This window comes from Streptomyces sp. NPDC086989, assembly GCF_044745505.1.
GTDB lineage: Bacteria > Actinomycetota > Actinomycetes > Streptomycetales > Streptomycetaceae > Streptomyces.
This window is the reverse complement of record NZ_JBIVAL010000001.1, coordinates 439,156-459,425: the sequence shown is the minus strand read 5'-3', so window position 1 is coordinate 459,425 and position 20,270 is coordinate 439,156. Positions and strand designations below refer to the sequence as shown.

Annotated in this window: 21 protein-coding genes; 15 read left to right on the top strand and 6 right to left on the bottom strand. The window is 73.4% G+C overall.

Translation table 11 applies throughout. The features are described 5' to 3' along the window. Positions 1-148: 148 nt before the first annotated feature. The 6 genes from hrcA (at position 149) to ACIPK4_RS02225 (ending at position 5,652) form a co-directional block, all read left to right on the top strand. Entirely contained in the window at positions 149-1,165 is a 1,017-nt protein-coding gene (gene hrcA, locus ACIPK4_RS02250) for a heat-inducible transcriptional repressor HrcA (protein WP_376199106.1), read from the top strand. Beyond that, positions 1,166-2,305 carry a molecular chaperone DnaJ gene (dnaJ, locus tag ACIPK4_RS02245; protein ID WP_054222402.1) on the top strand — a complete coding sequence of 380 codons (1,140 nt, stop codon included), beginning with the start codon at positions 1,166-1,168 and terminating at the stop codon, positions 2,303-2,305. A 147-nt stretch (positions 2,306-2,452) separates the two neighbouring features. After that, positions 2,453-3,544, top strand: a complete 1,092-nt coding sequence (locus ACIPK4_RS02240) for a nitronate monooxygenase (RefSeq protein ID WP_402308680.1) — start codon at positions 2,453-2,455, stop codon at positions 3,542-3,544. Then, on the top strand, positions 3,541-4,284 hold the full coding sequence (locus ACIPK4_RS02235; protein WP_402308678.1) for a 16S rRNA (uracil(1498)-N(3))-methyltransferase: 744 nt from the start codon (positions 3,541-3,543) through the stop codon (positions 4,282-4,284). The genes ACIPK4_RS02240 and ACIPK4_RS02235 overlap by 4 nt, the downstream gene beginning before the upstream one ends. A 99-nt stretch (positions 4,285-4,383) precedes the next feature. Beyond that, the gene (locus tag ACIPK4_RS02230; RefSeq protein WP_402308676.1) at positions 4,384-4,743 is read left to right on the top strand and encodes a histidine triad nucleotide-binding protein; all 360 of its coding nucleotides are present in this window, start codon (positions 4,384-4,386) and stop codon (positions 4,741-4,743) included. Positions 4,744-4,746: 3 nt separating this feature from the next. Then, positions 4,747-5,652: a ribonuclease Z gene (locus tag ACIPK4_RS02225; protein WP_402308673.1), complete on the top strand. Its 906-nt coding sequence runs from the start codon at positions 4,747-4,749 to the stop codon at positions 5,650-5,652. Here ACIPK4_RS02225 and ACIPK4_RS02220 read toward each other — a convergent pair. Then, on the bottom strand, positions 5,649-6,953 hold the full coding sequence (locus ACIPK4_RS02220; protein WP_402308671.1) for an MFS transporter: 1,305 nt from the start codon (positions 6,951-6,953) through the stop codon (positions 5,649-5,651). The two genes, ACIPK4_RS02225 and ACIPK4_RS02220, sit on opposite strands and share 4 nt — an antisense overlap. Before the next feature lie 223 nt (positions 6,954-7,176). On the opposite strand from ACIPK4_RS02220, the gene ACIPK4_RS02215 reads away from it, so the two are divergent. From ACIPK4_RS02215 to ACIPK4_RS02190, 6 genes are all read left to right on the top strand, one after another. After that, positions 7,177-8,274: a PfkB family carbohydrate kinase gene (locus ACIPK4_RS02215; protein ID WP_402308669.1), complete on the top strand. Its 1,098-nt coding sequence runs from the start codon at positions 7,177-7,179 to the stop codon at positions 8,272-8,274. A 141-nt stretch (positions 8,275-8,415) separates the two neighbouring features. Beyond that, positions 8,416-9,459 carry a PhoH family protein gene (locus ACIPK4_RS02210; protein WP_402308667.1) on the top strand — a complete coding sequence of 348 codons (1,044 nt, stop codon included), beginning with the start codon at positions 8,416-8,418 and terminating at the stop codon, positions 9,457-9,459. A 13-nt stretch (positions 9,460-9,472) separates the two neighbouring features. Next, positions 9,473-9,970: an rRNA maturation RNase YbeY gene (ybeY, locus tag ACIPK4_RS02205; protein ID WP_402308665.1), complete on the top strand. Its 498-nt coding sequence runs from the start codon at positions 9,473-9,475 to the stop codon at positions 9,968-9,970. Continuing rightward, the gene (locus ACIPK4_RS02200) at positions 9,967-11,271 is read left to right on the top strand and encodes a hemolysin family protein (protein WP_402308662.1); all 1,305 of its coding nucleotides are present in this window, start codon (positions 9,967-9,969) and stop codon (positions 11,269-11,271) included. Before ybeY ends, ACIPK4_RS02200 begins: the two co-directional genes overlap by 4 nt. Continuing rightward, positions 11,268-11,621, top strand: a complete 354-nt coding sequence (locus ACIPK4_RS02195; protein WP_402308659.1) for an MmcQ/YjbR family DNA-binding protein — start codon at positions 11,268-11,270, stop codon at positions 11,619-11,621. The genes ACIPK4_RS02200 and ACIPK4_RS02195 overlap by 4 nt, the downstream gene beginning before the upstream one ends. 95 nt (positions 11,622-11,716) lie before the next feature. Continuing rightward, positions 11,717-12,073 carry a hypothetical protein gene (locus ACIPK4_RS02190; protein WP_054222920.1) on the top strand — a complete coding sequence of 119 codons (357 nt, stop codon included), beginning with the start codon at positions 11,717-11,719 and terminating at the stop codon, positions 12,071-12,073. Positions 12,074-12,212: 139 nt separating this feature from the next. Here the strand turns inward: ACIPK4_RS02190 and ACIPK4_RS02185 are convergent, their stop codons facing one another. Next, on the bottom strand, positions 12,213-12,869 hold the full coding sequence (locus ACIPK4_RS02185; RefSeq protein ID WP_402308656.1) for a class I SAM-dependent methyltransferase: 657 nt from the start codon (positions 12,867-12,869) through the stop codon (positions 12,213-12,215). Beyond that, complete coding sequence (locus ACIPK4_RS02180) at positions 12,866-14,161, bottom strand: MFS transporter (protein ID WP_402308653.1); 1,296 nt, start codon at positions 14,159-14,161, stop codon at positions 12,866-12,868. Before ACIPK4_RS02180 ends, ACIPK4_RS02185 begins: the two co-directional genes overlap by 4 nt. Before the next feature lie 70 nt (positions 14,162-14,231). Between ACIPK4_RS02180 and ACIPK4_RS02175 the strand changes: the two genes are divergently transcribed. The 3 genes from ACIPK4_RS02175 (at position 14,232) to era (ending at position 17,857) form a co-directional block, all read left to right on the top strand. Next, a complete protein-coding gene (locus ACIPK4_RS02175) occupies positions 14,232-15,278 on the top strand; it encodes a GlxA family transcriptional regulator (RefSeq protein ID WP_402308650.1) in 1,047 nt (348 codons plus the stop codon). A gap of 145 nt (positions 15,279-15,423) precedes the next feature. Then, complete coding sequence (locus ACIPK4_RS02170) at positions 15,424-16,740, top strand: beta-xylosidase (RefSeq protein WP_402309062.1); 1,317 nt, start codon at positions 15,424-15,426, stop codon at positions 16,738-16,740. Positions 16,741-16,906: 166 nt separating this feature from the next. After that, positions 16,907-17,857, top strand: a complete 951-nt coding sequence (gene era, locus ACIPK4_RS02165) for a GTPase Era (RefSeq protein ID WP_037635384.1) — start codon at positions 16,907-16,909, stop codon at positions 17,855-17,857. 22 nt (positions 17,858-17,879) lie between these two features. Here the strand turns inward: era and ACIPK4_RS02160 are convergent, their stop codons facing one another. The 3 genes from ACIPK4_RS02160 to ACIPK4_RS02150 form a co-directional block, all read right to left on the bottom strand. Further along, a complete protein-coding gene (locus ACIPK4_RS02160) occupies positions 17,880-18,584 on the bottom strand; it encodes a class I SAM-dependent methyltransferase (RefSeq protein WP_402308646.1) in 705 nt (234 codons plus the stop codon). A 176-nt stretch (positions 18,585-18,760) separates the two neighbouring features. Further along, positions 18,761-19,030, bottom strand: coding sequence for a protealysin inhibitor emfourin (locus ACIPK4_RS02155; RefSeq protein ID WP_402308643.1), 270 nt, complete (start codon positions 19,028-19,030; stop codon positions 18,761-18,763). 28 nt (positions 19,031-19,058) lie between these two features. Then, entirely contained in the window at positions 19,059-20,123 is a 1,065-nt protein-coding gene (locus ACIPK4_RS02150) for a M4 family metallopeptidase (protein WP_376199068.1), read from the bottom strand. Positions 20,124-20,270: the final 147 nt, after the last annotated feature.

Sequence of the window (20,270 nt, the reverse complement as noted above, 5' to 3'; positions counted from 1 at the left end):
CGCTACCGTGGCGGGCCGCCCTTGCCAGGGGCTGACCACCCGGCCGTACACTGGCCGGGGGATCTCTGGCACTCGAACGTCCTGAGTGCCAACGAAGCAGATGAAACCGACCACGGCGAGCGCCGAACGACAGCTGGAGGTGTGCGCGATGCTCAGCGAACGCAGACTCGAGGTGCTGCGCGCCATCGTCCAGGACTACGTCGGGACGGAGGAGCCCGTCGGCTCCAAGGCGCTCACCGAGCGGCACCGGCTCGGCGTCTCGCCCGCCACCGTGCGCAACGACATGGCCGTGCTGGAGGAGGAGGGCTACATCGCCCAGCCCCACACCAGCGCCGGCCGGATCCCCACGGACAAGGGTTACCGGCTGTTCGTCGACAGGCTGGCGGGGGTCAAACCCCTGTCGACGCCCGAACGCCGGGCCATCCAGAACTTCCTCGACGGCGCCGTCGACCTCGACGACGTCGTCGGGCGCACGGTGCGGCTGCTCGCGCAGCTCACCCGGCAGGTAGCCGTCGTCCAGTACCCGAGCCTGACCCGGTCCACGGTCCGGCACGTCGAACTGCTGTCGCTGGCCCCGGCCCGGCTCATGCTCGTGCTGATCACCGACACGGGCCGGGTCGAGCAGCGGCTCGTCGACTGTCAGACGCCGTTCGGCGAGACCTCGCTCGCGGATCTGCGGGCGCGGCTCAACAGCCGGGTCGTCGGACGCCGGTTCACCGACGTGCCGCAGCTCGTGCAGGACCTGCCGGAGTCCTTCGAGCCGGAGGACCGGGGCACGGTGTCGACGGTGCTCTCCACGCTGCTGGAGACGCTGGTCGAGGAGGCCGAGGAGCGGCTGATGATCGGCGGAACCGCCAATCTCACGCGCTTCGGACATGATTTTCCCCTGACGATCAGGCCGGTGCTCGAAGCGCTGGAGGAGCAGGTCGTGCTCCTCAAGCTGCTGGGCGAGGCCAACGAGTCGGGGATGGCCGTACGGATCGGGCATGAGAATGCCTACGAGGGACTGAACTCCACGTCCGTCGTCTCCGTCGGCTACGGTTCGGGCGGCGAAACCGTCGCCAAACTCGGCGTGGTCGGACCGACCCGCATGGACTACCCCGGAACGATGGGAGCGGTACGCGCAGTGGCACGTTACGTCGGACAGATCCTGGCGGAGTCGTAAGTGGCCACGGACTACTACGCCGTTCTCGGCGTGCGCCGCGACGCATCGCAGGACGAGATCAAGAAGGCCTTCCGCCGCCTCGCGCGTGAACTCCACCCGGACGTGAATCCGGACCCGAAGACGCAGGAGCGCTTCAAGGAGATCAACGCGGCGTACGAAGTGCTCTCGGACCCGCAGAAGAAGCAGGTCTACGACCTCGGAGGCGACCCGCTGTCGTCCTCCGGCGGCGGTGGCGGCGCGGGCGGATTCGGGGCGGGCGGCTTCGGCAACTTCTCCGACATCATGGACGCCTTCTTCGGCCAGGCGTCGCAGCGCGGCCCGCGCTCGCGGACCCGCCGCGGCCAGGACGCCATGATCCGCCTCGACCTGGAACTGGACGAGGCCGCCTTCGGCACGACCAAGGACATCCAGGTCGACACGGCCGTGGTGTGCACCACCTGCTCCGGAGAGGGCGCCGCCCCCGGCACCTCGGCGCAGACGTGTGACATGTGCCGTGGTCGCGGTGAGGTGTCGCAGGTCACCCGGTCCTTCCTGGGCCAGGTCATGACCTCGCGCCCCTGCCCCCAGTGCCAGGGCTTCGGCACCGTGGTCCCGACCCCGTGCCCCGAGTGCGCGGGCGACGGCCGGGTCCGCTCCCGCCGCAGCCTCACGGTCAAGATCCCGGCCGGTGTCGAGAACGGCACCCGGATCCAGCTCGCGGGCGAGGGCGAGGTCGGCCCCGGCGGCGGCCCCGCCGGTGACTTGTACGTGGAGATCCACGAGCTGTCGCACCCGACCTTCCAGCGGCGCGGGGACGACCTGCACTGCACGGTGACCATCCCCATGACGGCCGCGGCCCTGGGCACCAAATGCCCGCTGGAGACGCTGGACGGCATGGAGGAGATCGACATCCGGCCCGGCACCGGGTCGGGCCAGGCCATCCCGCTGCACGGGCGCGGCGTCACGCACCTGCGCGGCGGCGGCCGCGGTGACCTGATCGTCCACGTCGAGGTCACCACCCCGACCAAGCTGGACGCCCAGCAGGAGGAGCTGCTGCGCCAGCTCGCCAAGCTGCGCGGCGAGGAGCGGCCCATGGGCCAGTTCGCGCCGGGTCAGCAGGGCCTGTTCAGCCGCCTGAAGGACGCCTTCAACGGCCGCTGACCGGCCCGTAGGCACACGTACGAGCCCGGTCCGGGGTTGCCCCGGGCCGGGCTCGGCGCATTGATCCGGACGCCCCCGGTGAAGCGGACTATGCCAGGCGAATGCCGCGGTTCGGCCCGGTGCGCGGGACGTGGCACGATGCAGTCCATGTCCTCCGCACCGAACGGTCTCTCCCCCCACCCGATCGTGCAGGCTCCCATGGCGGGCGGTGCCTCGTGCCCACCGCTCGCCGCCGCCGTGTGCGAAGCGGGCGGGCTGGGCTTCCTGGCCGGCGGCTACAAGACCGCCGACGGCATGTACCAGGAGATCAAAAGGCTGCGGGCGCTGACGCGGCGCCCGTTCGGCGTGAACCTCTTCATGCCGCAGACCGGCTACGTGGACCCCGCCGCCGTGGAGGCGTACCGCGGGCAGCTGGCCGGCGAGGCGAGCTGGTACGACGTCTCCCTGGCCGACGAGGACATCATCGGCACCAGCGACGACGGCTACGACGCCAAGCTCGCGATCCTCCTCGAAGACCCGGTTCCCGTGGTCTCGTTCACCTACGGCGTGCCCGCGCCCGCGGTCCTGACCGCCCTGCGCACGGCGGGCACCTTCACCGTCGTGACCGCGACCTCGGTCGACGAGGCCCGCGCCGCCCAGGCGGCGGGCGCCGACGCCGTGTGCGTGCAGGGCGTGGAGGCCGGCGGCCACCAGGCCACCCACCGGGACGACCCGCAGGCCGACGGCACGGCGGGCGTGGGCCTGCTCGCGCTCGTCGCGCAGGTACGGGAGGCCGTGGCCCTCCCGATCATCGCGGCGGGCGGACTGATGCGCGGCTCGCAGATCGCGGCGCTGCTGGCGGCGGGCGCGGAGGCGGCGCAGCTCGGCACCGCGTTCCTGGCCTGCCCCGAGTCGGGCGCGCACCCGCTGCACAAGAAGGCGCTGACGGACCCCCTGTTCCCCCACACGGAGCTGACCAGGGCCTTCTCGGGGCGGCCGGCCCGGGGCCTGGTGAACCGGTTCATGCGCGAGCACGGGCCGTACGCCCCGGCCGCGTACCCGCAGATCCACCACATGACCGCCGGGCTGCGCAAGGCGGCCGCCGCGGCCGGGGAACCGCAGGGCATGGCGCTGTGGGCGGGCCAGGGGCACCGGCTGGCGCGGGCGCTGCCGGCGGCGGAGCTGATGGAGGTGCTGACGGCCGAACTGGCCGAGGCGCAGGGAGCTTTGAAGGACATGCAGAAGAGGAGTACGTCATGACCGCCCCCGTGTTCGTGGTCGAAGAGGTCCCCGCGGGGCCGGAGTTCGTGCTCGACGGCCCGGAGGGCCGGCACGCGGTGTCCGTGAAGCGGCTGAACCCCGGTGAGGACGTGGTCCTCACCGACGGGCGCGGCCGCTGGGCCGAGTGCGTGGTGAAGGCCGCCGAGGGCAAGGACCGGCTGGTCGTCTCGGTGTCCGCCACCGGCGGGGAACCGGAACCGGCCGTGCGGATCACCGTCGTCCAGGCCCTGCCCAAGGGGGACCGCGGCGAGCTCGCCGTCGAGACCATGACCGAGACCGGTGTGGACGCCATCGTCCCCTGGCAGGCCTCGCGCTGCATCACGCAGTGGCGCGGCGACCGTGGAGCCAAGTCCCTGGCCAAGTGGCGGGCCACGGCCCGGGAGGCGGGCAAGCAGTCCCGACGGGTCCGCTTCCCCGAGGTGGCGGAGGCCATGTCCACGAAGCAGGTCGCGGCGCTGCTGGCCGGAGCCGACCTGGCGATGGTCCTGCACGAGGACCGCGACGCCCCCTCGGGGGCGCTGGCCACGGCCGAACTCCCGGCCGGCGGCTCCATCGTCCTGGTGGTCGGCCCCGAGGGCGGGGTCTCCCCGGAGGAGCTGGCCGTCTTCGCGGAGGCGGGCGCCCACCCGCACCGCCTGGGCCCGTCGGTCCTGCGCACCTCCACCGCCGGCACCGCGGCGGCGGCGGTCCTGCTGGCGCGCACGGGCCGCTGGTCCTGAAACACGGGGGAAGGCGTCGGCGGCGCCGGATACGATGCCCGGGCTGATCAACATCGGCGTCGGCGGCCCGTCGGCGCCTCTGTCACGGAAGGCGGAGCAATGGCCGGGGAACCGCAGGCGGACTGCCTGTTCTGCAAGATCGTCGCGGGGAGCATCCCGGCGACCGTGGTCGCGGAGACCGAGACGACGTTCGCCTTCCGGGACATCAACCCGCAGGCGCCCACGCACGTCCTCGTGATCCCCCGGGTGCACTACCCCGACGCGGCCTCCCTCGCCGCCGCCGAACCGGCCGTCGCCGCCGACCTGCTGCGCGAGGCCGGACGCATCGCCGCCGACGAGAAGATCGACGAGCACGGCTACCGCGTCGTGTTCAACACCGGCGCCGGAGCCGGCCAGACCGTCTTTCACGCGCACGCGCACCTCCTCGGCGGTCGCGGCCTCCAGTGGCCCCCCGGATAGACCGTGTCCGCACGCGAATTCGTGGTGCTGGGCACCGCCAGCCAGGTGCCCACCCGCCACCGCAACCACAACGGCTACCTCCTGCGCTGGGACGGCGAGGGCATCCTCTTCGACCCGGGCGAGGGCACCCAGCGCCAGATGCTGCGCGCCGGGGTGGCCGCACACGACATCAACCGGATCTGCATCACCCACTTCCACGGTGACCACAGCCTCGGCCTCGCCGGGGTGATCCAGCGCATCAACCTGGACCGGGTCCCGCACCCCGTCACCGCCCACTACCCCGCCTCCGGGCAGAGGTTCTTCGACCGGCTCCGGTACGCCACCGCCTACCGGGAGACCGTCGCGCTGCGCGAGGAGCCCGTGGCCGAGGGCGGGACGCTGGCCCGGGAGCCCTCGTACACGCTGGAGGCCCGGCTGCTCTCGCACCCCGTCGAGTCCTTCGGCTACCGGCTCACCGAGCCGGACGGGCGCCGCATGGTGCCCGAACTGCTCGCGCGGCACGGGATCAAGGGGCCCGACGTGGGCCGGATCCAGCGCGAGGGGCGGCTGGGCGGGGTCACGCTCGACGACGTCAGCGAGCACAAGCCGGGGCAGAGCTTCGGTTTCGTCATGGACACCCGGCTGTGCCCGGGCGTGGACGAGCTCGCCGCGGGCTGCGACATGCTCGTGATCGAGTCCACGTTCCTCGACGAGGACGAGGCGCTGGCCACCGACCACGGGCACCTCACCGCCGGCCAGGCGGCCCGCACGGCCCGCGACGCGGGCGTCCGGCACCTCGTCCTGACCCACTTCTCGCAGCGCTACCCGGACCCGCAGGAGTTCGAACGCCAGGCCCGCGCCGCCGGCTTCGAGGGCGAACTGACCATCGCCGCGGACCTCGCCCGCGTCCCCCTGCCCAAGCGCGGCTAGGCCCTGTCCTTCGTCTTCCGGCGGGTGCGGGCGGATGCCGGCGGCAGCAGCAGGATCCGGCGCGGGGTGCGGCGTACGCGGACGGGCGCGCCCGCCGGCTCCGGGCCGCTCGCGGGGAACGCCGCCGCGGCTCCGCCGCGAAGGACCGGCTCCTCGGCCGCGGCAGCCGGGCGGGCGCCCGCGCGCAGGGCGACGGCGGTCAGCGGCCCGGCCACCGTCAGCAGCAGCACGCCCAGCACCAGCCCCATGCCCGGGAAGCCGAACGCCTCGGCGAGCAGGCTGCCCGCCACGGGCCCGCAGGCCGTTCCCAGCGAGGAGGCGGCGCCGGCCAGCACCGCCCAGCGGCCGCGCGGGTCCAGGGCCGCCGCGAGGCCGATCACGTACGAGAGGACGACCGGGTACACCGCGTTCCAGAGGATCTCCCCCGTGGCGAAGGAGGCGAGCCCGTCGGCGGCGGACGTCAGCACGATGCAGCCCGCGATGGCCGCGGTGCCCGCACCGACCGGGACGGCCCGGCCCAGCCGGGCCCCGAACGCGGAGGCGGCCGTGACGCCGAGCAGGCCCGCGCCCAGTGCCACGGCGAAGACGACGCCCAGGGTGGCCTCGGGCAGCCCGGCCTGTTCGGCGCCGATCCGGCCGCTGACGCCCCACAGGGCCTCCTGGGACAGCGACCAGAACAGCAGGCAGCCCGTGAGCACCGCCCCGGCGCGCGGGTGCGGCGGCCGCCCGGAGCCCCGTACCGAAAGACCCGGGCGGGTGGGCCCGCCGAGGCGGCCGGTCGCCGGCCAGGCCAGGGCCGCGACCAGGGCGATGGCCGCGAACGGCAGCGCGTGCCCGCCGCCCAGGCGCGGCAGGGTCAGGTAGAGGGCCCCCGCCGTCGCCGAGACGGACAGCAGCCCGAGGGACGAGGTGCGGTGGGGATCGCGCTGCCCGGCGATCCCGGCGGCGGCCACCGCGGTGGCGGTCCCGGAGCCGAAGCCGCCGACCACGACGCCCGCGACCACCAGCGGGAGCATCGCGGTCGAGGCCGCCGTGCCGTAGCCCAGGGCGGCCAGCAGCAGCCCGAGCCGGGCCAGCGGGCGGGGCCCGTGGCGGGGGATGCGGGAGGCCAGCGTGAATCCGGCCGTCGCCGAGCCGAGCAGCAGGGCGGTGCCGACGAGCCCGGCCTGAGCGGGGCTCAGCGGGAGGTGCGCGTCGAGCCGTCCGACGACCGTGGGCAGCAAGTACGAGGCGAGGTACCCGGCGGTGAAGAGGGCCACCAGGGGCCAGGAGGCGGGCGGCGCGGAGGCGTTGTCGGACACGGCAGTTCCCGGTGGTGCTCAGGTGCGGCGGAGGATTCCGCGGAACCGCGGCGCCTTTGTCTATCAAGTGGTGCGCGACCCCGAGAAGAGCGGCACGAGAGTGATGTGCGACACACTGGGTTTTGGCCGTGCCGGGGACGGGCAGGGCTGGCAGCTTTCCACCTGCTTTCCACTCCATGCCCGCTTGCAGAAACGAGCCTTCGCACCAAACGGGGAGTACACCGTGACCAGTCGGGACAGCCGCACCATCCGCAGCGCAGCCGTGGACCCGCTCGGTCCGCTGCGGGACCCCGCCGAACCGGGGTTCGACGTCTACCTGACCGGCTCGGTCTTCCTCGACATCATCTTCACCGGCCTCGACTCGGCCCCGGTCCGCGGTACGGAGTCCTGGGCGCGCGGCATGGGTTCCAGCCCCGGGGGCGTGGCCAACATGGCCACCGCGCTGGCCAGGCTCGGCCTGCGCACCTCGCTGGCCGCGGCGTTCGGCGACGACCACTACGGCGAGTACTGCTGGGACGCACTGGAACAGGGCGAGGGCATCGACCTGTCGATGTCGCGGACCATCCCCGGCTGGCACAGCCCGGTCACGGTCTCGATGGCGTACGAGGGGGAGCGCACGATGGTCTCCCACGGCCACGAGGCACCGCCCCCGGCGGGCCCCGGGCCGTTCCCGCAGTGCCCGCCGCGCACCCGCGCCGCCGTGGCCTCCCTGGGGCAGGGGCGGACGGACCCGTGGATCGCGGAGGCGGCGCGGCGCGGGGCGCGGGTCTTCGCGGACGTGGGGTGGGACGAGAGCGGCCGCTGGGACCTGGACGCCCTGGCCGACCTGGAGCACTGCGAGGCGTTCCTGCCGAACGCGGGCGAGGCGATGCGGTACACGCGGACCGAGTGTCCGAGAGCCGCGGCCCGGGCGCTGGCCGAGCGGGTGCCGGTCGCGGTGGTGACCATGGGGGCGGAGGGCTCGTACGCGGTGGACGGGCGGACCGGTGAGACGGCGGAGGTCCCCGGGATCGCCGTGGACGCGCTGGACCCGACGGGGGCGGGCGACGTCTACGTGGCCGGCTTCGTCACGGGCGCCCTGGCGGGATGGCCGCTGGCGGACCGGCTGGCCTTCGCGGGGCTGACGGCGGCCCTCTCGGTCCAGGAGTTCGGCGGCTCCCTGTCGGCCCCGGGCTGGCCCGAGGTGGCCCACTGGTGGCGTACGGCCCCCGAGGACCTGCGGCCGCGCTACGCCTTCCTGGACGCGCTGGTCCCGCCGGGCACGGAGCCGGCCTCCCGGCGCCGGGCGGTCCCGACCATCGGCTTCCGCCACCCGGTCTGAGCCGCCCCCGGCCCCGGCGGGGCCGGGGGCGGGGAAAACCCCTCGGGGATGGTCCGGCGGAGTCGTACCCTTGGTACTCCGGAGGTCGACGATCGGCGAGGCCCCTCAGCGGGAGGTATGTGCAGGCCACAGTGCCGGCCCATGACTCAGACACCCACAGCCCAGACACCGGCGCCGGGGCAGGCGCGAGCCCACTTCACCGTTCCGGCCAGGCACCCGATGGTCGCGGTGCTCGGCTCGGGTGACGCCCTGTTGCGCGTGATCGAGAAGGCCTTCCCGAAGGCCGACATCCATGTTCGGGGCAATCAGGTCAGCGCGGTCGGAGACGCGGCGGAAGTCGTCCTGATCCAGCGCCTGTTCGACGAGATGATGCTGGTGCTCCGCACCGGGCAGCCGATGACGGAGGACGCAGTGGAACGCTCGATCGCCATGCTCAAGGCGAGCGGCAACGGCAACGGCCCGGACGAGACGCCCGCAGAGGTGCTCACCCAGAACATCCTCTCCAGCCGCGGCCGCACCATCCGCCCCAAGACCCTCAACCAGAAGCGGTACGTCGACGCGATCGACAAGAACACGATCGTGTTCGGCATCGGCCCCGCCGGTACCGGCAAGACGTACCTCGCCATGGCCAAGGCGGTCCAGGCCCTCCAGTCCAAGCAGGTCAGCCGCATCATCCTGACCCGCCCCGCCGTCGAGGCGGGAGAGCGGCTCGGCTTCCTGCCGGGCACGCTCTTCGACAAGATCGACCCCTACCTGCGCCCGCTGTACGACGCGCTGCACGACATGATCGACCCGGATTCGATCCCCCGCCTCATGGCCGCGGGCACGATCGAGGTCGCGCCGCTGGCGTACATGCGCGGCCGCACCCTCAACGAGGCGTTCGTCGTGCTCGACGAGGCGCAGAACACGACCACCGAGCAGATGAAGATGTTCCTGACCCGCCTCGGGTTCGATTCGAAGATCGTCATCACGGGTGACATCACCCAGGTCGACCTTCCGGGCGGCGCCAAGTCCGGTCTGCGCCAGGTCCAGGCGATCCTCGAAGGGGTCCCCGACATCCACTTCTCGCGGCTCACGTCCGAGGATGTCGTCCGGCACAAGCTGGTCGGCCGTATCGTCGATGCGTACGAGAAGTACGACGACAGCCAGGACGACCGGTCCCGGAACGGCTACCAGCGGAAGTAGAACCCAGCGCACCATGTCGATCGACGTCAACAACGAGTCCGGAACCGAGGTCGACGAGCGGGCGATCCTCGACATCGCCCGCTACGCGCTCGCCCGGATGCGGATCCACCCGCTGTCCGAGCTCTCCGTCATCGTCGTCGACGAGGACGCCATGGAGCAGCTCCACATCCAGTGGATGGACCTGCCGGGCCCCACCGACGTCATGTCCTTCCCCATGGACGAGCTCCGTCCGCCGTCGAAGGACGACGAGGAGCCCCCGCAGGGCCTCCTCGGCGACATCGTGCTCTGCCCCGAGGTGGCGAAGAAGCAGGGTGAGGACGCCCCGACGCAGCACTCCATGGACGAGGAGCTCCAGCTCCTGACCGTCCACGGGGTGCTCCACCTGCTCGGCTACGACCACGAGGAGCCGGACGAGAAGGCCGAGATGTTCGGCCTCCAGGCGGCCATCGTCGACGGCTGGCGCGGTGAGCGCGGCCTGACCGGTCCGTCCCCGGCCCCGACCGTCTCGTGACCGCCCCGCAGCTGATCACCGGCGCGGTGCTGCTGGTGGTGGTGGCCTGGTTCGCGGCGTGCGCCGAGTCCGGGATCGCCCGGATCTCCAGCTTCCGCGCCGAACAGGCCGTACGGGAGGGCCGGCGCGGCAGCGAAAAGCTCGCGCAGGTCGCCGCCGACCCCACCCGCTACCTCAACGTGGCGCTGCTCGTGCGGGTCACCTGCGAGATGGCCGCCGGGGTGCTCGTCACGTACGTCTGCCTCGACGAGTTCGGCGACAACTGGAAGGCGCTGCTCGTCGCGATCGCGGTGATGGTGCTGGTGTCCTTCGTGGCCGTGGGGGTCTCCCCGCGCACCATCGGCCGCCAGCACCCCCTCAACACGGCGACGGCGGCCTCGTACGTCCTGGTCCCGCTCGCCCGCGTCATGGGGCCCGTCCCGCAGCTGCTGATCCTCATCGGCAACGCGCTCACGCCCGGAAAGGGCTTCCGCAAGGGGCCGTTCGCCTCCGAGGCCGAGCTGCGCGCGATGGTCGACCTCGCGGAGAAGGAGTCGCTGATCGAGGACGAGGAGCGCCGGATGGTGCACCAGGTCTTCGAGCTCGGCGACACGCTGGTGCGCGAGGTCATGGTCCCCCGCACCGACCTGGTCTGCATCGAGCGGTACAAGACGGTCCGTCAGGCGACCACGCTCGCCCTGCGGTCGGGTTTCTCGCGCATCCCGGTGACCGGGGAGAACGAGGACGACATCGTCGGCATCGTGTACCTGAAGGACCTGGTCCGCAAGACGCACATCAGCCGGGACGCGGAGGCCGACCTGGTCACGACGGCGATGCGGCCGGCGGTGTTCGTCCCGGACACCAAGAACGCGGGCGATCTGCTGCGCGAGATGCAGCAGGTGCGCAACCACGTGGCCGTGGTCATCGACGAGTACGGCGGCACGGCGGGCATCGTCACCATCGAGGACATCCTCGAAGAGATCGTCGGCGAGATCACCGACGAGTACGACCGCGAACTCGCCCCCGTCGAGGACCTGGGCGAGGGCCGCTACCGGGTGACGGCGCGCCTGGACATCACCGACCTCGGCGAGCTGTTCAAGGTAGAGGACTTCGACGACGAGGACGTGGAGACGGTCGGCGGGCTGCTGGCGAAGGCGCTGGGCCGGGTGCCGATCGCGGGCGCCTCGGCGCTCGTGGAGCTGCCGGACGGGCGGCCGCTGAGGCTGACGGCCGAGTCCCCGGCGGGCCGCCGGAACAAGATCGTGACCGTGCTGGTGGAGCCGGTGGCTCCGGTGGCCGGCGAGGGCGGGGAGGGCACATGACGCCGACGGAGCTGCGTGCGTTCTGCCTGGGTTTCAACGCGGCGGTGGAGGAGTTCCCCTTCGGCCCGGAAACCTCGGTGTTCAAGGTGCTCGGCAAGATGTTCGCGCTGTCCGCGCTGGACGGGGACCCGCTGAGCGTGAACCTCAAGTGCGAGCCGGAGCAGGCGGTGCGGCTGCGGGCGGAGCACGACGCGGTCGCGCCGGGCTGGCACATGAACAAGCGGCACTGGAACACGGTGACGGTCGGCGGGCTGCCGGACGCGCTGGTACGGGAGCTGATCGAGGACTCGTACGACCTGGTGGTCGCGGGCCTGCCGAGGGCGGAGCGGCTGCGGCTCGACCGGCCGTGACTTCCGCGCGTCCAAGATCCACGGCGGACGCAGGGGAGAGCGCCTCGGCAGGGTCGTTGCACGGCCCCGTCGAGGCGCTCCATATGCTTTCGACCATGACCGACACCACCGGGATCAACCCCGAGGACAGCAAGATCATCACGCTGGCGCGCAGCGCCCGGGCCCGCAACGGGGTGCCCGAGGGCGCCGCCGTGCGGGACGAGACGGGCCGCACCTACGTCGCCGGGACGGTGGACCTGGAGTCCCTCAAGCTGAGCGCCCTGCAGACGGCGGTCGCGATGGCGGTGGCCAGCGGGGCCGAGTCCCTGGAGGCCGCGGCCGTGGTCAGCTCGGCGGAGGCCGTGGCCGACGCCGACCGTGCGGCGGTCCGCGACCTGGGTGGCCCGGCCACCCCGGTCCTCCTGGCGGCCCCGGACGGCACCCTCAAGGCCACGGTTCCGGCGGGCTCCTGACCCCGCCCGGCCCCGGCCCGCCGCTGCGCCCGTCGCTGGTCCCGCCGTCGGCCTGCGCGCCCGTCGGCCTGCGCGCCCGGCCGGCGCGCCCGTCGGCCTGCGCGCCCGGCCGGCGCGCCTGTCGGCCTGCGCGCCCGCGTCAGTCCGCGCGCCAGACCAGGGTGTAGCGCCAGAAGAGCCTGCGGCGCAGCCGCGCGCCCGGCAGGACGGCCCGGGCCTCCCGGACGACGGCCCGGAAGCCCATGTCCGCCTGACGGGTCGGGGCGGTCATCGAGGGCGGCCGGGGAGCCGTACGCCCCTTGTTCCTGATCCAGCCGAGGGCGGCGTTGAGCGGGATCGCGGCCGCGCCGAGCAGGTGGTCGCCCGGCGTCTGCGCCTGCGCGAGTCCGACGACGACCAGGGTTCCGCCGGGCGCCAGGTGCCGGCGCAGGAGCCGCAGGGCCCCGCCGAACGGCAGGTGGTGGAGGGTGGCCACGCAGGTGATCACGTCGTACGGCCCGGGCGGCAGCTCCGTCATCGCGTCCGCGACGCAGAACGTCACCGCGGCGCCCGGGGCCGTCAGTTCCCGCGCCCGGGCGACGATCGCCGCATCGGCGTCGACCGCGTCCACCGCCCCGGCCCGGCCGGCCAGGAGCCGGGCCAGGTCACCGCTGCCCGAGCCCACGTCCAGTGCCCTGCCGAACCGCGCGGGCAGCTGCCGCAGGATCCAGCGGTGGTAGTGGGCGTTGTGGTCCCACGGGTGGGCGTCGTTGAACCGGCCGATCGCCTCCAGGGCGCGCCGCGTCACCGTCCTCATGCAGTGAGTGGATCATGCGTGCGGCGGCGGATCACCATGGCCATCAGCGCGGCCATCGCGCACAGCGCGCCCGAGGCGTACCAGACCAGGTCGTACGAGCCGAAGGCGTCGCGGGCCAGGCCGCCCAGGAAGGCCACCAGCGCCGCACCCACCTGGTGCGAGGCCAGGACCCAGCCGAAGACGATCGCGCTGTCCTCCCCGTAGTGCTCGCGGCAGAGCGCGATGGTCGGCGGGACGGTCGCGACCCAGTCCAGCCCGTAGAAGACGATGAAGAAGACCATCGGCGGGTGCACGGACGGCGCCAGCAGCACCGGCAGGAACATCAGCGAGATCCCGCGCAGCGCGTAGTACACCGCCAGCAGACGGCGCGCCTCGAAGCGGTCCGTGAACCAGCCGGAGGCGATCGTGCCGACCACGTCGAACACGCCGATCACCGCGAGCAGTCCCGCGGCCGCCGTCACGGGCATGCCGTGGTCGTGGGCCGCCGGCACGAAGTGGGTCTTGACCAGTCCGTTGGTCGAGGCCCCGCAGATCGCGAAGGTGCCGGCGAGCAGCCAGAAGGGGCCGGTCCGGGCCGCCTTGAACAGCACGGTCACCGCCCGGCGCGCCGCACCCTCGGCCGGCGCGGGCTTCTCGGCATAGGTGCCCCCGTACGGCGCGAGCCCCACGTCGGCCGGGTGGTCGCGCAGCAGCAGCCACACGAACGGGACGACCGCCAGCGCCGCCAGCGAGACCGTCACGGCCGCCGGACGCCAGCCGTGGTGGACCACCAGCCAGGACAGCAGCGGAAGGAAGATCAGCTGGCCGGAGGCGCCGGCCGCGGTGAGGATGCCGGTGACGAGCCCGCGCCGCGCGGTGAACCAGCGGTTGGTCACCGTCGCGGCGAAGGCCAGGGCCATGGAGCCGCTGCCCAGGCCCACCAGTACGCCCCAGAACAGCACCAGCTGCCAGGACGCCGTCATCCACAGGGTGGCCACCGTGCCGCCGGATATGACCAGCAGGGCCAGGGCCACCACCTTGCGGATGCCGAAACGGTCCATCAGGGCGGCGGCGAAGGGCGCGGTGAGTCCGTACAGCGCGAGGTTCACCGACACGGCGAAGCCGATCGTGCCGCGCGACCAGTCGAACTCCGCGTGCAGCGGCTCGATGAGCAGGCCGGGGAGTGAGGCGAAAGCCGCGGCGCCGATGATCGTCACGAAGGTGACGACCGCGACGAACCAGGCGCGGTGAACGCGCCCGGGGGCGACCGGGGCGGGGGCGGGCGGGGCGGGGTGGGGAGCTGTCTGCGTCACGCAGACAGCATCCGGCCGCGGGGCCCCTGACGACAGTGGCCTGAACGACACCCTTCGATACGATTGGGCCATGGCCCCTCATCGCGTCGTCGTCCTCGCCCTCACCGGGCTGCTGCCCTTCGAGCTCGGCATCCCGCACCGGATCTTCGGCCGCGCCAAGGACTCCGCCGGGCAGCCGCTGTACGAGATCCTCACCTGCGCCCTGGCCGCCGGGCCGGTGCGCACGGACGCCGATTTCGCGGTCCACGTCGAGCACGGGCCCGAGCTGCTGGCCACGGCGGACACCGTGGTGGTGCCCGCCTCCTACGAGCTGGGGCCCGTGTACGAGGAGGGCCGGCTGACCGGCGAACTCGCCGCGGCGCTCGCGCACGTCCGGCCCGGGACGCGGCTCGTCTCGATCTGCACGGGCGGCTACGTGCTGGCCGCCGCCGGATTCCTGGACGGCCGCCCCGCCACCACGCACTGGGCGCACGCCGAGCACTTCCAGCGGCTCTTCCCGGCCGTGCGGGTGGACGCCGGCGTGCTCTACACCGACGACGGGGACGTGCTGACCTCGGCCGGGGTCGCCGCCGGCATCGACCTGTGCCTGCACATCGTGCGCCGCGACCACGGGGCCGCCGTCGCCAACGACGTGGCCCGGCGGACCGTCGTGCCGCCGCACCGGGACGGCGGGCAGGCCCAGTACGTGGACCGCCCGGTGCCGCAGCCGCAGCAGGCCAGTACGGCGGCGGCCCGGGCGTGGGTGCTGGACCGGCTGCACGAGCCGGTCCGGCTGGTCGACCTGGCCCGCCAGGAGGCCATGTCCGTACGGACGTTCACGCGCCGGTTCCGGGAGGAGTCCGGCATCAGCCCGGGCGAGTGGATCGTCGGGCAGCGGGTGGAGCGGGCCCGGCGGCTGCTGGAGCAGACGGATCTGCCGATGGAACAGGTGGCTCGGGAGACGGGTTTCGGGACGGCCCAGTCCCTGCGCAAGCACGTGCAGTCGGCCCTGGGGGTGAGCCCCACGGCGTACCGGCGCACGTTCCGCGCGATGAGCGGGCAGGCGGAGGCGGAGGCGGAGGCGGAGGCGGGGGCCGAGCCGGAGGCGGAGGCGAGGGCCGAGGCTGCCAATGCCTGATGGGCCATCAGTTGCTGCCGGACCCGGGCCTTGACTTCTCCCGCCGCCCGCTCGTGAATGACCCCCTGTCGGCGCGAGGGAACACAGGGGGCGGGCCGTGCGAACACGGGCGGGCAGCAGGAGATGGGCGCCGGTGGCCGTCGGCATGGCGGTGCTCGCGGCCACGACGGGCGGTGCGCTGGGCGCGCCCGCCGCCGCCGACGGCGAGGCGCCCCCGGAGCAGGGGCGGGTCGGCTTCCCGACGCACTGCCTGCCCCCGCCGGAGGCCGGACTCCCGCCCGCCGACGGGACGACCGCGGCCCGGATCGCCGTGGACGACCCGGCGCCGAAGGTCGGTGACACGGTCACCGTGACGTACCAGGTGGCCCGGACCCCCGCGGCGAACCCCGTCGGCGGCGAACTCCCGGCCGATGCGCTGACCCCGACCGGGCGGATCCTGCTGGGGGGTGCGCAGAGCGGTGGGGTCACCGTCGTGGGGGCGAAGCGGAACGATCCCGTCCGTGCGGGTGCGCAACTGCCCGCCGTCACCATGACCGGCACCTTCACCGTCACCGCGCCGGGCGAGATCACGCTGGCCCCGGGCGACTACACCCTGCACACCAGCCACCTCAGGGACCTCGACACCACCTGCACCGTGACCGGGGCCCCGGTGTCCGCACGGCTCACCGCGAGCGCGCCCCCGGTTACCGCTGGGGGGACCCCCGGCCGGGCCAACCTGCGCTCGGTCACGCTCGCCGCGGCGTACGGGAAACCGGGCGCGGGGGTCGAGGTCACCGGCGCAGGCTTCGCCCCGGGCGCGGCCGTGACCGTGGCCGGCCGGGCGGGCGCCGCCGAGACCGCGGACCGGGTGACCGTCACCGCGGACGAGCGCGGGGCGGTCCGCGCGGAGCTGCCGGTGGCGGACCGGACGACGACCGCGGTGATCGCGTACGAGGGCCCGGCGTGGTCGGCGGGGCAGGGCTCGGGCCCGGCGGCGTACACGGTGATCGAGGACGCGCCCCCGCCGGCGCCCGGCACCCGGCAGGTGACGGCGGTGGTCGAGCCGGGCGCGCTGTCGATGACCCAGGAGGGTGCGGCGATCACCCTGGGCGCGGTCCCGTACGGGCGGGGCGGCGCGGCCGCCGGCCGGATCGGCACGGTCACCGTCAAGGACGCCCGGGGCGAAGCGGCGGGATGGACGCTGACCGGCAGGGTCACGGACTTCACGGGCCCGGGCGGCATCCGGGTCCCGGGCGCTTCGCTGAGCTGGACCCCGACCTGCACCGCCGCCGCGGGCAGCGCGAGCCGCTGTGCGCCCGGCGCCGCGGGGGTGGTCGGCCCGCAGGGCGCCGTACTCGCCTCCGCGCCCGGCTCGGCGCAGGCGGGAGGGACCTTCACGATCGACGCAGCGGTCACCCTCACGCTCCCGCCGTACACCCCGCCGGGCGCCTACACGGCGGTCCTCACCCTGGCCTTCTCGTGACCCCGGCCGCCGGGCGGGCCGAGCTCACGGTGCGTGCCGGGGCCGCAGGAGCCGCCGCCCGGACCGCCGCCCCGTACGCCGCCGGCCCGCTCCGGCCGCCGTGCCCGCCGACGCCCTCGCCCCCGTCGCGGCAGGCTGGTCGGCGCCGGGACCTGCATCGGGGAGAATGGCCCGTATGAGCGATCGTTCCCCCGAGTCCACCAGCCCGCACCGTGCGGGCTTCGCCTGTTTCGTCGGCCGCCCCAACGCGGGGAAGTCGACCCTGACCAACGCACTCGTGGGCACCAAGGTCGCGATCACCTCCAACCGGCCGCAGACCACCCGCCACACCGTCCGCGGCATCGTGCACCGCCCCGACGCCCAGCTCGTCCTGGTCGACACGCCCGGCCTGCACAAGCCGCGCACGCTGCTCGGCGAGCGGCTGAACGACGTCGTGCGGACCACCTGGGCCGAGGTCGACGTCATCGGCTTCTGCCTGCCGGCCGACCAGAAGCTCGGCCCCGGCGACAAGTTCATCGCGAAGGAGCTCGCGGGGATCAAGAAGACCCCCAAGATCGCCATCGTGACGAAGACCGACCTCGTCGACTCCAAGGCCCTGGCCGAACAGCTCCTCGCGATCCACCAGCTCGGCGCGGAGCTCGGCATCGAGTGGGCCGAGATCGTCCCCGTCTCGGCGGTCGGCGACACCCAGGTGCAGCTGCTGGCCGACCTGATCGCGCCGCTGCTGCCGGAGAGCCCGCCGCTGTACCCCGAGGGCGACCTCACCGACGAGCCCGAGATGGTGATGGTCGCGGAACTGATCCGCGAGGCCGCCCTGGAAGGCGTACGGGACGAGCTCCCGCACTCCATCGCCGTCGTGGTCGAGGAGATGATCCCGCGGGAGAACCGCCCGGCGGACCGCCCGCTGCTGGACATCCACGCGAACGTCTACATCGAGCGGCCCAGCCAGAAGGGCATCATCATCGGCCCGAAGGGCTCCCGGCTGAAGGAGGTCGGGATGAAGTCGCGCAAGCACATCGAGGCGCTCCTCGGCACCCCGGTCTTCCTCGACCTGCACGTCAAGGTCGCGAAGGACTGGCAGCGCGACCCCAAGCAGCTGCGCAAGCTCGGCTTCTGACCCGGTCCTCCCGCGCCGGCCCTCAGGGGAGCCGGCGGACCTTCACCGCGTTGTCCTTACGGGTCCCGGGCCGGCCGTCGGGCCGGGTCTGGGCCCGTTCGTGCTCTTCGGCCAGCAGGACCTCCCATGCGCCCTCGGGCAGCTCCAGCTGCGCGAGGACCTCCTCCGGGGTCGGGAAGTGGACCTCGGGGCGGTCGTCCTGCTGCCAGGACGGCCAGGCGGCGTGCCCGGCGATCAGCAGGATCCCGCCCGGGGCCACCGCCGAGGCCGCGGCGCGCAGGATCCGCTCGCGGGGGAAGTCCCCGAACGAGTGCAGGAAGCACGCGGAGACCAGGTCGAACTCCCCCGCGGGGAAGGATGCGGCGAGGTCGTGCCGCTGCCAGTCGGTCCGGTCGGCGACGTCCGCGTCGGCGGCGTGCCCGGCGGCCCGCTCCAGGGCCACCCCCGAGATGTCGGTCCCGGTGACCCGCCAGCCCCGGCGGGCCAGCCAGACGGCGTCGGCCCCCTCGCCGCAGCCGAGGTCGAGGGCACGGCCGGGCGCGAGGTCCGCGGCCTCCCGGACCAGTACGGCGTTGGCGTCGCCGCTCCAGATCCGGTCGCTCTCGCGGTAGCGGGAGTCCCAGAACTCCTCGCCGGCGAACTCCGACGGTGACGCGGTGCGGGACTCGGGCGCGGACTCGGGCGCGTACTCGGACTGGGGCGCGGGGTGCTGCGGGTGCTGCGACATGGGGGACCTCTTCCCTGCGGGTGCCTGTCCCCTCGATGCTCCGCCGGTCGCCGTCGCCCGGGCAAACATCGTTGCCGTTCCGGCAAACCGCCCCGAGGCCCCGCCGCAGCCCGCAGCCCGCAGCCGCAGTCAGGGGCTGGTTTCGGCCACCCGGCGGGGGGACGGCGGCGTTCCGCTCAGGCGCCCTCCTTCAGCACCCTGGAGATCAGCGTCCGCTGCGCCTCCGACAGGTCCGGCTCCTGGCAGGCGACCGTCCGGCCGTCGACCGTGATCCGGTACGAGAACCCGTCCCGGACCCGGTCCGATCCGGGGGCGGGCGGGACGGCCCGCAGCGCCAGCTGTGCCAGGGCCCGCCACTCGTCCTCGTCGGGCCGCCCCGAGGTGTCCACCTCGGCCCGGCGCTGGATGCCCGCGAAGCCGCCCGTCCGCACCACCAGAATCCGCATGCCCGCCTTTCTACCCCGGTTGGGCCGGCTACCCCAGGCCGACCGCCGACCACGCCTTCTGGAGGGCCTGGTGTTCCGCGCCGCCGTCCCCGTACCGGGCCACCGCAGCCGCCACCGACAGCCGGGCGAAGTCCTTGAAGTCCGCGTCCGAGGCCAGCTCGCCGCCCGTCAGCGTGTCGTACCAGATCCGCCCGGCCCGCTCCCAGGCCTTGCCGCCGAGTTCGGTGGCCACGAGGTAGAACGCGTGGTTCGGGATGCCGGAGTTGATGTGCACCCCGCCGTTGTCCTGCGAGGTCCTGACGTAGTCGTCCATCGTCGCGGGCTGCGGGTCCTTGCCGAGCTCGTCGTCGTCGTACGCCGTGCCCGGCGCCTTCATCGAGCGCAGCGCGACCCCGCTGACGTTCGGGCCGAGCAGTCCGGCGCCGATCAGCCAGTCCGCGTCCCCGGCCGTCTGGTCCAGGGAGTACTGCTTGATCAGCGAGCCGAAGACGTCGGACATCGACTCGTTCAGGGCGCCCGACTGCCCGTGGTAGTCGAGGTTCGCCGTGTACTGGGTGACCCCGTGCGTGAGTTCGTGCCCGATGACGTCCACCGACACGGTGAAGTCGAGGAACAGGTCCCCGTCCCCGTCGCCGAACACCATCTGCTGCCCGTCCCAGAAGGCGTTGTTGTACTCCTGGCCGTAGTGCACGCTCGCGTCGAGGGCCAGCCCGGAGTCGTCGATCGAGTGCCGGCCGAAGCCCTTGAGGAACAGCTCGTACGTGGCACCGAGCCCCGCGTACGCGCGGTTGACGGTGGCGTCCTGGCTCGCCTCGCCACCCTCCCCGCGCACCTTCTTCCCGGGGAGCCGGGTGCGGTGCTGGGCGTCGTAAACGGTCCGCTGCGGTTCGTCGGAGACGGGCACCGCCGGGGCGGCGGCGATCCCGCGGACGGTGGTGACCCGGCGCCGGGTGCGCAGGAAGGCGTCCTGTTCGAGGGTGCGCTGGGCGGCGTCGGCGCGCCGGGAGTCCCCGGACCGGGCGATCTTGTCGAGCAGGTGGGGCGGTACCACCGTGCAGAAGACGGGGTGGCGGTGAACGTGGGAGGCATCCATCCCGGCAATGTGGCAGTGGGTCACGCCCCTGTCACTAGCTGCAACCATGATTCATTCGGTTGTCTGAAAGCCGTCACGCGGTGTTGACGGAACGGCCTGAACTGTAGCGAGGAAAGAGGTATAGCTCACATTAGGTACAAATCGGAC